Origin of the sequence: Mycobacterium sp. SMC-18 (assembly GCF_045310895.1) — a bacterium.
In the GTDB taxonomy this organism is placed as follows: Bacteria; Actinomycetota; Actinomycetes; order Mycobacteriales; family Mycobacteriaceae; genus Mycobacterium.
In genome coordinates this window covers 1-11,877 of the sequence record NZ_JBJIAL010000032.1, presented here as the reverse complement: position 1 = coordinate 11,877, position 11,877 = coordinate 1, and the positions used below count along the sequence as shown (strand labels likewise).

The 11,877-nt window shown below is 67.8% G+C and carries 11 protein-coding genes; 3 read left to right on the top strand and 8 right to left on the bottom strand.

Translation table 11 applies throughout. The features are described 5' to 3' along the window. Positions 1–16: 16 nt before the first annotated feature. From ACJH6J_RS22410 to ACJH6J_RS22400, 3 genes are read right to left on the bottom strand one after another with little or no spacing between them, the layout of a single operon-like run. On the bottom strand, positions 17–730 hold the full coding sequence (locus tag ACJH6J_RS22410; RefSeq protein ID WP_064860307.1) for a type 1 glutamine amidotransferase: 714 nt from the start codon (positions 728–730) through the stop codon (positions 17–19). Then, a complete protein-coding gene (locus ACJH6J_RS22405) occupies positions 727–1,953 on the bottom strand; it encodes a Mur ligase family protein (protein WP_133428442.1) in 1,227 nt (408 codons plus the stop codon). Before ACJH6J_RS22405 ends, ACJH6J_RS22410 begins: the two co-directional genes overlap by 4 nt. Positions 1,954–2,009: 56 nt before the next feature. Then, complete coding sequence (locus ACJH6J_RS22400; protein ID WP_406804540.1) at positions 2,010–3,131, bottom strand: SDR family oxidoreductase; 1,122 nt, start codon at positions 3,129–3,131, stop codon at positions 2,010–2,012. Positions 3,132–3,202: 71 nt separating this feature from the next. Here ACJH6J_RS22400 and ACJH6J_RS22395 point away from each other — a divergent pair, with 71 nt between their 5' ends. Both ACJH6J_RS22395 and ACJH6J_RS22390 read left to right on the top strand, forming a co-directional pair. Next, entirely contained in the window at positions 3,203–4,201 is a 999-nt protein-coding gene (locus tag ACJH6J_RS22395; protein ID WP_346415847.1) for a DEDDh family exonuclease, read from the top strand. A 107-nt stretch (positions 4,202–4,308) separates the two neighbouring features. After that, positions 4,309–5,715, top strand: a complete 1,407-nt coding sequence (locus ACJH6J_RS22390; protein ID WP_346415846.1) for a DUF222 domain-containing protein — start codon at positions 4,309–4,311, stop codon at positions 5,713–5,715. Positions 5,716–5,776: 61 nt separating this feature from the next. On the opposite strand, the gene ACJH6J_RS22385 is transcribed toward ACJH6J_RS22390, so the two are convergent. The 5 genes from ACJH6J_RS22385 to ACJH6J_RS22365 form a co-directional block, all read right to left on the bottom strand. After that, a complete protein-coding gene (locus tag ACJH6J_RS22385) occupies positions 5,777–7,228 on the bottom strand; it encodes a carotenoid oxygenase family protein (RefSeq protein WP_244872743.1) in 1,452 nt (483 codons plus the stop codon). Between the two features lie 69 nt (positions 7,229–7,297). After that, positions 7,298–8,578, bottom strand: coding sequence for a hypothetical protein (locus tag ACJH6J_RS22380; RefSeq protein WP_212807369.1), 1,281 nt, complete (start codon positions 8,576–8,578; stop codon positions 7,298–7,300). After that, positions 8,575–8,985 (bottom strand): hypothetical protein, encoded by a 411-nt coding sequence (locus tag ACJH6J_RS22375; protein ID WP_212807368.1) that lies wholly within the window; start codon positions 8,983–8,985, stop codon positions 8,575–8,577. Before ACJH6J_RS22375 ends, ACJH6J_RS22380 begins: the two co-directional genes overlap by 4 nt. Then, entirely contained in the window at positions 8,982–9,155 is a 174-nt protein-coding gene (locus tag ACJH6J_RS22370) for a hypothetical protein (protein ID WP_212807367.1), read from the bottom strand. Before ACJH6J_RS22370 ends, ACJH6J_RS22375 begins: the two co-directional genes overlap by 4 nt. After that, positions 9,152–10,987: a hypothetical protein gene (locus ACJH6J_RS22365; RefSeq protein ID WP_406804539.1), complete on the bottom strand. Its 1,836-nt coding sequence runs from the start codon at positions 10,985–10,987 to the stop codon at positions 9,152–9,154. Before ACJH6J_RS22365 ends, ACJH6J_RS22370 begins: the two co-directional genes overlap by 4 nt. 138 nt (positions 10,988–11,125) lie before the next feature. Between ACJH6J_RS22365 and ACJH6J_RS22360 the strand changes: the two genes are divergently transcribed. Beyond that, a complete protein-coding gene (locus tag ACJH6J_RS22360; RefSeq protein WP_226519950.1) occupies positions 11,126–11,794 on the top strand; it encodes a TetR/AcrR family transcriptional regulator in 669 nt (222 codons plus the stop codon). Positions 11,795–11,877: the final 83 nt, after the last annotated feature.

Genomic DNA, 11,877 nt, shown 5'->3' with positions numbered 1-11,877 from the left:
AGCGCTTTCGCCGGCGTCAAGCCCGGCGCGGTGCGGCGAGGCGCTCGCGGCGGAGCAGGTCGACCTCGGGCAGGTCCAGGGGCGGCAGGTCGCCGACGACCTGAGCCAGCAGGTAGTCGGCCAGCTCGGGGTTGCGGGCCAGGCACGGGCCGTGCAGATAGGTCGCTACGACGCTGCCCTGCACGACACCGTCGTAGCCGGAGCCGGCGCGATTGCCGGCGCCCTTCTCGACGCGTGCCAGCGGCTGGGCCAGAGGGCCCAGATCGGTTCCGCCGCGGTGGTTTTCGAAGCCCGTCAGCTTCTGGGTCAGGCCCGCGATCACCGGAACCGACGTCACTTCGCCGATGGTGCGCTCGGGCTGGGGTGAGGTCGTGACGTCGAGCAGTCCGACGCCGTCGACGCGCTCGCCCGACGAGGTCTCGTACCAGTGCCCGAGGACCTGGATGGCGGCGCAGATGGCCAGCACGGGAGCGCCGCGTTCGGCGGCGCGTTGCAGGCCCGGGTACTGCAGCAGGTGCCGGGTGGCGAGTCGCTGGGCGTAGTCCTCGGCGCCGCCGAGGGTGTAGAGGTCCATCGAATCGGGCACCGGGTCGTTCAGGGTGATCTCGACGATCTCGGCATCAATTCCCCTGATCTGCAAGCGCTGTCGCAGGACGACGGCGTTGCCACCGTCGCCGTAGGTGCCCATGACGTCGGGCAGCACCAGACCGATGCGTACGGGCGTGCTCATGCCAGCTCCCGGCTCAGCTGCAGGAACGCCGTGTAGTTCGCGATGACCTCGACGTGCCCGGGCGGGCAGGACTTGATGGCGGCCAGCGTGTCGTGCACCAGCGTGTGGTCGACGCCCGCGTAACCCAGGCGCACCGCAAGATCGGTGCCGCGTTCGCCGGCCGACACGATGGGCGCCGGGAAGTCGACGAAGTGCTCGAAGTTCACGTCCCACAGCCAGGACAGGTCTTCGCCGTCGGGCACCTGGCCGTTCACCGAAATGACCGCTCCGGCAACGTCACTGGAGACCATCGACAGCGCCTCCTGCCAGCCGGCGGGGTTCTTGGCCAGCAGCATGCGCACGGTGTGCTCGCCGACCTGCAGGGTCCGGTAGCGGCCGGCGACCTCGTCGACCGTCGACACCGCCGCCACCGCCGCGGCGGGCGACGCGCCCAGCGCCACCGCCGCGGCGACTGCCTGCGTCGCGTTGCCGCGGTTCACCGTGCCGGGCAGGGCCAGCGTCATGGGTGCGGTAAAGCCTTCGGGCCCATAGATGTTCGTCTCGTCGTACCACCACTGCGGAGCCGGCCGGGAAAAATCGCAACCGGTCGAATACCAGTGCCCGTTCTCCCGGACGATCACCTCACCGCTGCGCGGACAGCTCACCGAGTCGCCCGACCAACCGCCGCCGGCGGCCACCCACACCACGTTGGGACTGTCGTACGCCGCCGATGTCACCAGCACGTCGTCACAGTTGGCCACCACCACAGCCGACGGGTGCCGGGCCAACCCGGCGCGCAACGTCCGTTCGATGTGGTTGATCTCGCCGACCCGGTCCAGCTGGTCACGGGACAGGTTGAGCAACACGATCACCGACGGGTCGACCGCGTCGGAAACGTGCGGTACGTGCATCTCGTCGACTTCGAGGGCGGCCAGTGTCGCCTTACGGGAACCAGCCAACGCGGCGATGAGGCCCGCGTCCATGTTGGCGCCCTCGCTGTTGGAGGCCACCGGCCCGATGGTCGCCAGCGCCGCGGCCGTCATCCGCGTCGTCGTGGACTTGCCGTTGGTGCCGGTGACAACGACGGACCGCCGCCCGGAACCGAGCTGCCCCAGGATCGACGGGTCCAGCTTCATCGCGACGAGCCCGCCGATCATGGCGCCGGCACCGCGGCCCGTCACGCGTGACGCCCAACGGGCGGCGGCGCCCGCGCCCAGCGCGACACGTCCTCGTGCGGTGATCATCCCCGGAAGTCTAAGAGGGCAGCCCCGGATGTGACGACACGTGTGAGGGTGCCCACTTACGGCAGTCGGATGCTCGGCCGCTTGCGCACGATGCCGTCGTCGAGCATCTGCTGGAAGTGGTCGATGACCGTTTGCTCGATGGGCCGGTACACCAATCCCAGTTCGCTCTGGCTGCGGCTGGCGTCGAAGACCAGCGGGTATCCCACGTTGGTGTCCACGAACTCGCGCGTCAGCCCGAGCACCGGCGCGACAGCCTTCACGGCGACCTTGGGCACGTTGAGCCACGGGAACGGATACAGCACGCCGAACTCGCCGCGCAGGATCTGGCCGATCTCGAGCAGGCTCAGCGACGCGGCGTTGACGAGGTAGCGGTCGTGCGCCTCGGGGGTGAAGCCGGCGCGCACGTGGGCGTCGGCGACATCGCGGACGTCCACGACGCCAGAGGTCAGCTCCGGTGCGCCGGTCAGCATGGTGCCGTCGGCGAACTGCTTCATGGTGGCCAGGCTGGCCGAGTCGCTGGCGCTGGTCAGGGAGGGCCCGAGCACCAGGCCGGGGTGGATGGTGACCAGATCCCAGCGGTTCTGCGCCTTCTGGTACTTCCAGGCCTCCTGCTCGGCCACGGTCTTGGAATACGAGTACGGCTGGTGGTCGACACTGCTGGTGGTGTTCCACTGGTCCTCGGTGAAGACGCCGCCGGGGACGTCGCGGGATTCGCGGGCGTCACCGTAGATCGCCACCACGCTGCTGGTCAGCACCACGCGCTTGACGCTCTCGGTGCGGTTGACCGAATCCAGCACGTTGCGGGTGCCTTCCAGCGCGGGGCGCACGAGCGACTCCTGCGCGTCGGTGACGCCCTGCAGCAGGAACGGTGACGCGGTGTGCATGACGAGCTCGCAGCCGGCCATCGCCTCGTCGAAGCTGCCGATGTCGAGCAGATCCGCCTTGAAGAGCGTGAGCTTGCCGGGATGGTCGGCCGACAGCTTGTGCAGGTGCTCGAGGCCTGTCGGCTTCTGCGGGTTGCGCACCGTGCCGTGCACGGTATGCCCGGCTTCGAGGAGGTAGCGGACGATCCAGCTGCCGATATACCCGCTGGCGCCGGTGACGAGGACGGGGGCGTCGGGGGCGATCGTGGTCATGCCCGTGACGATAGCGTCGAGCACCTCGTCGAGGGCGGTCATCGCCTGATTCGGACGGCGACACGCTGTGGTGCCCGCCGAATCTTGTCAGGGGTCCGTGCCATCCTTGCCACGTGGGCGAAACCAACCTCGGCTGGGGCCGACCGGCCACCGATGCCGGTGCGGGTTGGGCCGTCGTCGACGTCGAGACGTCAGGTTTCGATCCCGGCCATGCCCGCGTCATCAGCGTCGCGGCGCTGGCCCTCGGCGGCGACGGCAACGTCGAGCATTCGTTCAGCAGTCTGCTCAATCCGGGCGTCGATCCCGGCCCCACGCACGTGCACGGCCTGACCTCCGAGATGCTGGCGGGACAGCCGACGTTCGGTGAGGTCGTCGGTGACCTCGCTGCCGTGCTGTCCGGGCGCACGCTGGTCGCCCACAACGCCGGTTTCGACTACGCCTTCCTGGCCGCCGAGTGCGAGCGCGTCGGCGCGGTGCTGCCCGTCGACAGCGTCATGTGCACCGTCGAGCTGACCCGCCGGCTCAACCTGGGCACCGAAAACCTGCGCCTCGAGACGCTCGCGACGCACTACGGCGCGACGCAGATTCGCCCGCACGACGCCCTCGACGACGCCATGGTGCTGGCCCAAATCCTCAAACCGGCGCTGGCCGCGGCGCGTGAGCACCGGCGCTGGCTGCCCATTCGGAATGTGGGTCGCAAGCGCTGGCCCAGTGGCGCCATCACGCATGACGAACTCCGGCCGCTGAAGGTGCTGGCGTCCCGGCTGCCATGTGATTACGCCAACCCGGGCCGGTTCGTACCGGGACAGCCCTTGGTGCAGGGCATGCGGGTGGCGCTGTCGGCCGAGATGGTCCGCACGCACGAAGAGATCATCGAGCGCATCGTGCACGTCGGGCTGTCCTACTCCGACAGCGTCGACGCCCAGACCTCGCTCGTCATCTGCAACGAGCCGGCGCCCGTGCAGGGCAAGGGCTATCAGGCTCGCGAGCTCGGCGTGCCGCTCGTCTCCGACGCCGAATTCATGACGCTGCTCGGCCATGTGGTCGGCGGCTCGGATGTCGAGGAATTCGTCGACCGGACCCCGGCCGGCGACCAGTTCATGCTGTTCTAGCAGTCTCTGCTAAAAACTTTGGTCACTTTGATTGCGCTGGTCACGGTAGATAACTAGCGTCACATTTCCGGCGGCTTCTTGTCGGTGGTTCGAACTAGTGTTCGAGTATGGGATTGAGTGATCCAGCCGCTGTCGAGGAGGCGTACGCCGCCTACGAAGCTGCGCACGCGCGGCTCGCATCCCTGGATTACAGCGGTCTGGATGTGGCGACATTGTTGGCGTTGAAGTCCCGCCGCGAAACCCTCAAATGCGCGGCCGAAGCCGTCGATAACCGGATCCTGGCTGCCGCGCAGTCTCAGGTCGCGGCCCGGGAGTTGGGGGCGAAGAACTGGGCTGAGGTGCTGCGCATCCGGTTACGCGTGGATACCACCGAAGCCCATCGTCGCGTCCGCGACGCCGCGCATGTGGCGCCGCGCACCGGGTTGACCGGAGAGCCGCTGCCGCCGCTGTTCGAGTTCGTCGCCGCGGCCCAGGCCGAAGGCGTGATCAACTCCGAGCACGTGAAAGTGATCACGGGGTTCATCAACAAACTCCCCGGCTGGGTCGACCCCGCCACCATCAGGCAGTTCGAACAGTCCCTGGTTGCCGGGGCGCGGCACCAAACCCCCGAAGAACTGCGGGCCGCCGCCGACGCGCTGCTCTACCTGCTCGATCAGGACGGACCGCTCCCTGATGATGCCGAACGCGCCCGCAAGCGCGGTGTCACCGTGTCCAAACAACGGCCTGACGGGATGTCGGATCTGCAGGGCACCCTGACCCCGGAAGCGCGGGCCTACCTCGACGCCCTGCTGGACAAGTACGCCGCCCCCGGCATGTGCAATCCGGCTGACCCGCAGCCCTGTATCTCCGGAACCCCGTCAGCGGAGCAAATCGCCTCCGACACCCGCAGCCCGGCCCAGCGCCGCCACGACGCCTGCACAACGCTATTCCGGATGCTGCTGTCCTCCGGAACGCTCGGTGAGCACAACGGCGTCCCGGTCAGCATCGTGGCCACCTGCACCGTCACCGAACTGGAGCAGCGTACCGGGGTCGCACTCACCCACACCGGCAGCAAGCTGCCCATCAAGGATCTGCTGCAGATGGCCGCCACCAATGGTGCCGACCACTACCTGGCGGTGTTCGACCAGCACAGTGAACAGCTGCTGTACCTGGGCCGAGCACGTCGCACCGCCACCGTCGCTCAACGCTTCGCGCTGTTCGCCCGGGATCGCGGCTGCACCAAACCCAACTGCACCGCGCCGGCCTCGCGCTGCCAAGCCCACCATGTTGACGCCGACTGGTGCGTCGGCGGCCTGACCAACATCACCACCCTTGCCCTCGCGTGCGGCTGCGACAACCGCCTCGCCGACACCGGCGGCTGGCACACCACCATGGCCAACGGCCGCGCCCACTGGACCCCACCACCACTGCTCGACGTCGGCCAACCCCGCACCAACCACTACTGGCACCCCACCCTCTACCCGCCCGAGGGCGGAGGCGACGACGGCGGCGAAACAGACAGTCCGACAGAATGATTGGGCGCGCCGCGGACAGTGCGCGCCAGGTGTGCCGTCGCCCGGTGCCGAAAGCGGGTGTTCAGCCCGCGATACGCCGGCTGAATGTGCCGTGGAACCCGATCGGCAAGTGGTGCTCCAAATGCGCAGTGGCCAGCGGCCCGTCCTCGATGGTGCGGGCATCGAAGATCACGAGTTGCGAACGATGGCTCCGCAGATCGTGATTGAGCACCAGCAGCCAACCGTCGTCCTCGGCGGCCGTGCGGGAGCGGGGTACGAACAACGGTTCACCCGTCTGGGCCAGACCGAAATCGAACGTGGTCTGTACGCCGGTTCGGTGGTCGATGCGCGTCACCGCGTTGTAGTGGCCCACGTCCTCGGTGGCCTTGCAGGCGTAGGTGACGTTGTGCTGCAGCGTCGAACGGCGCCAGTCGTACTGCGGGAATTCCATTGGCGCCGTTGCTGATAGCACCGTCTCGCTGATTCGTCCCGACTTGCTGATGCGGAAGCGCGAGAGGTGTCCGCGGGGCCACTCATCGATGGTCAGGTGCGCACGGGGATCGGTCGGATCGGCCGGGTCCTGCCACGCCTTACCGAGCTTGCCGAAGATGTCCGAGTCCTCGAACCGGAAGAACTCCACGACGGTGTCGGAGCCGTCCTCGAAGGCGTTGGTGACGTGGATGTGCGTCAGTGCCTCGTGCTCGATGATGCGGGGCTTGGACCCGTCCCGCGGCACCAGGGCGAACCGCGTCGAGCCGTTGCGGGTCTGGTATTCGAGGGCCTTCGCGAGCGATCGGGTTCGCAGCAGCGTCGGAATGTTGGGGCGCAACGGATCCAGCACGAACACCATGTGGTTCTCGGTGAGGGCGAAGTCGTGGTTCCACACCATGTCCCACAACTTCAGTGAGCTGATCTGGTGGCTCCGGCCGGCGCGGTCCACCTTGAAGCACCGCAGTCGCGGCGTGGGCAGCAGGTCGAGGCCGAAGTTGTAGACGTCGCCGGTGTGCGGATCCCATTTCGGGTGGGCGGAGAAGGAGCCGAGATAGCCGAGGCGGTCACCGTCGAAGCGCTTGTAGCCCAACGTGTCCAGTGAGTCCGGATCGATCTGGTACGGCGGGCCGCCCTCCCACATGGCCAGGAGTTCGCCGCAGATCGTGGCCATGTTGGTGTTGCCGGTGTTGGCCGGCGGCAGCAGGTTGCCGCGCAGGGTCGGGGCGTTGGTGGTGATGCCGCGCTGGCTCATCACATCGCCGCTGCGGTACTGCTTGGTGCGCACATAGCGGTTGGTGAAACGCACGGACTTCCCGTCGAGGACGAAACGGGACACCATGCCGTCGGCGTCGAACATGGTCTTGAGCACGGTGTCGCCGACCTCGAACTTGCCGGGGCCGATGCGGAACAGCGTGCCGGTCAGCTCGGGTGGCAGGGTGCCGTCGATGCGTGCGACCTGGTAGTCCATTTCGTCGTACAGCGACGCGAAGGCGCGGCCGTGCAACTGCTTGAGCGTGGGTTCCGCGGGCACTGTGGCTGTCATGCCACCTCCATCTGATGACGTGTGTCCTCAGTTTTGTGCCGCGCCCCGGCGATGTCAAGGTTTCAGGCGTCAACCGCCGAAGAGCAGGTACAGCCCCGTGAACGTGTAGCCGACCATCACCAGCATCATCGCGAGCTGCCCGGTGAGCTGATGGCGCTTGGGCAGTACGCGCAGCGCGCAGTCGTGTGCGGCGACGACGCCCGCGATGTGCCCCGCCACCACGAACAACACCTTCGTCGTGGCCAGCACCGACGGGTGCATGGACAGCACGTAATACACCTGCGCATCGTGCAGGCCCAGGAGCTGGAAGACGGTCTGCTGACCCTTCTCGACGAGATAGGTCAGGTAATGCGCGAACACGTAGCCGATGACGATCGGGATGAGGGAGTGCGCCATCAAACCGGGCAGCTCCCGGCGCCGCGCGCGGTCCACGCCGCCGGTGGCGCGGGCAGCGAGGCTGAACGACAGCGCGACCGTCGTGACAAACACCGCCAGCCCAAGGGTTTTCATCGCGGTGACCTGCCAGCCGCCGTGCGCGTGCGCTTCGACGAACCCCCGCCATGTCGGCGTCGCCGAGAAACTGTCGAAGGCCGTCGAGCCCAGCAGCACCGCGAGCACCGTCACCGTGGCCGGCCGGACCGGCAGTGTGGGTAGGTGATTGAACGGATTGCCGATGGCGATCTGCCCATCGGCGTTGCGCCGCACCGGCGCACACCGTGACGCCACCACGCTGTACACCTCGAACGGGTCGGCATGCGAGCACCACCGGGTGCCGCACACGACCGCCCCGGTCAGCGTCACACAGAGATAGACCAGCAGCCAGATACGCACGGCGCCAACCGAACCCGGGTCAGGGCTGGCCAGCTCGAGCCAGACGAACGCGAAGAGCCCGGCCGCCGCCGGCCAATAGCCGAGCCGCGCGGGATACGCGTCCCGGCTCAGCCGCAGCAGTCGGGCGATGGTCCGCACCGGCGACAACACCCGCCACACTGGGCCCAAAAGCACTGACAGCGCGACGATTCCGACCCACAGCAGTACGTAGAACACGCCCGGCAGCGGGTTGCCGGATTCGGCAGGCGCGACGATGGACGCCACCGCGACCCACACCGCGAACGCCAGAGCCAGCAGCCCGACCGTCCAGCGCGTGGCGGGCGCGTCGACGGCCGTCGTCACCCAGCGCGGCAACGGGCGTCCCGGCGTCTGCGGATCGAACCGCGGCTTGCGCCACGCCAGTGCCACCACCGCGAAGGTGAAGGTCAACGCCCATGCCGCGCCGATCAGGGCGTACGTCACGGGGATGGGCAGATCAGTCGATCCGCCCAGCCCGTGCGCGAGGACCGAAGAGGTCACTGCACCGTGATCGTGGCGACCGTCTTGTCCAGGTGGTGCAGCTCGACATCGACCTTGCCCGGCACGCTCACCGTGAACTGGAACTGCTGATCCTTCGCCGGCTTGATGTCGAAGGTGTGCTCGGGACTCGAGTGCACATGCAGCTGGTCGGCGGCGTCACTGTTGACCCGCAGGATGATCGGCTCGCCGAGTTTGGCCTGCACCTGCTGGTTGAGTGGCGTGGCGGTGCCGCCGGCGATGGTCACGTCGACGTAGACGCGCGCCGGCGGGGCCTGCTGGTTGCTGAACTGCGGTGTGGCACTTGCGGTGGAACTCGGTGAGTTGCCGGTCGACTTGTCGTTGCCACCGCAGCCCGCGAGCGCCAGGGCAACAGCGCCGGCCACGGCGAAGGTCTTCACAAATGTCACGCGGAACCGTCCTCATCGGTTGAACCTGTTGTCTCCGAATCGGTTTCGTCACCGTCGGAGCCGGCGCGCCGGTCTTTCATGGCCACCCAGGCCACGACCCCGGCCACGACGAAAGCGGGAGCGAACGCCGGCAGTGCCAACAATAGCGAGTGATCGGCGAGATAGGTCACGGCTGTCCGACGGGTTCCCTGGTCTCGGTGGCGCTGAACTGTTCGCGCGAATTGATCCGTCCGGCACCCCAACTCAGCAACGCGATCAGGATCAGCGAGCACACCAGCACGATCAGCGAGGCCGCCGGGTACAGCCACGACGGCACGTCGAGGTTGCGTTCGCGCTGCAGGACCTTGATCTCCTCCATGAAGTCGCGGGTTGTCGAGATCGCCGGTGTCTCCTCCGCGCCGATGCCCGGATCGGCAGGCAGGTAGACCGGAACCGCCGCCATGGTCCGGCCATCCTGCACGCGCAGCACCGTCTTCCACGTGCCCCACACCGGGATCGGGCGGGTCGACCGGTAGTGGCCGGGGCCCACCTGCTGCAGGTGGTCGACCACCAGGCCGCGCTCATGTTCGAGCTTGCCCTGCCAGGCCATCAGCGTGACCCATTCCGGGTCGTCACTGATCAGATTGGTCGGTGTGACCTGGATGTCGGCGTTGACCAGCCGCTGACCAGCCGGGCTCGGTGCCTCGGTGAGGGTGATCTGCGCGCGGGCGTGCTCCGGCACGGTCACGTTCAGGCCATTGGCCACGGCTGCGCCGATGACCAGGACGGTGGCGACCACGATGCCGATGCCGATCGGCCGCGCGGGCAGGCGCTGGCCCGCCAGGACGATGGCCAGCAGGGCGCCGCACATCCCCATGCCGATGGCAACGGGCGTCGACATCGTCAGCGCCTCGCCCCACATGCTGCTGGGCCACGGGGTGCGGAACAGGGCGTCGACCCAGAACGATTCCAGCCACATGCCGACGGTGCCCACCCCCAGGCCGGCCACCGCGCCGAACAGGATTGGGCGGTTGACGAGCGGGGTCAGGCCGATCAATTCGACGACGATCGCGGAGCCCAGGTACAGCGCACACCAGCTGTAGGGCGAGCCCAGGATGGGCCCGACGGCCAGTGCGACGAGTCCGCGGATGAACAACGCGAAGGCGATGGCGCCGAAGGTGGAGTAGCGGCCCAGCGTGAGTCGCGTGGCCACCAGCGACATGGCCGCCGCGGCGGCGATCAGCATGGGGTGCAGCACGAGCCGGAACTGTTCGACGCCGAAGTCGTATTCGACCGGGAATACCGACAGGCCGATCACCAGACCGCCGAAGGCCAGGTACGGCAGCACCTTGCTGCGGGCGGGCGGGGCGTCGGCGCCCATCGCGATATCGCCCTCGCGCTCCAGGAGCAGCGTGGCGACCAGCGACAGACCGGCGCCGCCGATGAGCATCAAATGTGTTGGGCCCCAGAGCGTGACATCCTGACCGAAGATCCGGTGCCAGATGTCGTCGAGCGGAAAGCCGATGAGCGCGTACAGCCCGCAACCGGCCATCAGCACGCCGCCGACGGGCGCGTACCAGGTCTTGGTGATCTTGATGGCCGCCGGGCCGGGTTTGTCGTACGGCAGGATGATCGACAGCGAGCCGGCGATGAACAGCAGGAACAGACCGACCAGGATGAAGTAGTGCGCCGGGTTGGCCAGCGGGCCGGCGTCGCGGCCCTTGCCGATGTGCAGGCTGACGTCCCAGATGAAGCCGAACATCGCGCAGATGATCGTCGAGATGAACAGCAGCGAGGGCAGCGCCACCCAGCTGGGCCGGTTCATCTTGCGGCCGGCCTTGTCCGCCAGGTTCTGCAGCCAGGTGATGCGGCGTTGCCGGTGCAGATAGCCGATCCACAACAGGCCGGCCGTGATGATGCCCGTGGCCACGGACATCCCGAGCACCTGGTCGAGGGCAGCGCCCCCGCCTTCGGTTCCGGCCGCGGCCACCACGGTGACCTGCTCGGCGAGTTGTGCTGCCATGTTCCACCCCACTATGTAGATGAACCCTGAACCTTACTCGTCGGTAATATTGCCAGAAGACCGCGTTTCAAACGGGAGTCCGTCTTCCTTCTTCGGATTTTGACATCATGTGGCAGTCGGAGGGAGGGGTTGCGTCAGATGGCTGACGACGGATCGGCCGCCGGATCAGGTGCCGCGCCGCAGCGCAGGTACTCCGGCAGGTCAGCGGAGGAGCGACGGGCCGATCGGCGGCGGCTGCTGCTGGACGCCGCGGAGGCGCTGTGGCGCGAGGGCGGACTGTCGGCACTGAGCGTCCGTGCGGTCTCGGCCCGCGCCAAACTCACCGACCGCTACTTCTACGAGCAGTTTGCCGGTCTCGGTGCGCTGATCGGCGCCGTCATCGACGATGTGTTGGAGGGGCCCTTCGCCGCGATGCTGGCCGGGGGCAGCGCGCCCGAGTCGGCGACCGTGCAGACCCGGCTGACGCTGGGCCTGGCCGGGTTCATCGAGCATGCCGAAAGCGATCCGCTGGCGGTCCGGATCTTCCTGACCGACGCCCGGCACATCGAATCGGTCTCCGAGCACATCCGGATCGCGCAGCACCGGGTGGCAGCCGCCATCTTGGCGCTGCTGCAGCCCGACCGCGATGCCGATCAGGAGAGCTTCGACGCGGCCTTGTTCTGCGTGGGCGGGGTGGCCACGCTGATCAACGAACGGCTGCTCGGCGAGTCGAAAGCCGTTACCGCACAAGACTTTGCCGAGCAGGCTGTCGGCTGGTGTGCCCGGGTCCTCCGGGTGCCGGAGGAGCCGGGCGCACCGAGCTGGTGATCTTCGACTAGTGTCCTGCGCCGTAAATTAGTTGATTAATTGTAGAATTGGCGGGTGGGAACCAGGGGTAGGCCGGTAGTCGA

Coding starts and splice junctions, on each gene's coding strand:
- ACJH6J_RS22390 (WP_346415846.1), top strand. CDS start 4,309: ATGGGATTGAGTGATCCAGCCGCTGTCGAGGAGGCGTACGCCGCCTAC.
- ACJH6J_RS22385 (WP_244872743.1), bottom strand. CDS start 7,228: ATGACAGCCACAGTGCCCGCGGAACCCACGCTCAAGCAGTTGCACGGC.
- ACJH6J_RS22405 (WP_133428442.1), bottom strand. CDS start 1,953: ATGATCACCGCACGAGGACGTGTCGCGCTGGGCGCGGGCGCCGCCGCC.
- ACJH6J_RS22400 (WP_406804540.1), bottom strand. CDS start 3,131: ATGACCGCCCTCGACGAGGTGCTCGACGCTATCGTCACGGGCATGACC.
- ACJH6J_RS22410 (WP_064860307.1), bottom strand. CDS start 730: ATGAGCACGCCCGTACGCATCGGTCTGGTGCTGCCCGACGTCATGGGC.
- ACJH6J_RS22360 (WP_226519950.1), top strand. CDS start 11,126: ATGGCTGACGACGGATCGGCCGCCGGATCAGGTGCCGCGCCGCAGCGC.
- ACJH6J_RS22365 (WP_406804539.1), bottom strand. CDS start 10,987: ATGGCAGCACAACTCGCCGAGCAGGTCACCGTGGTGGCCGCGGCCGGA.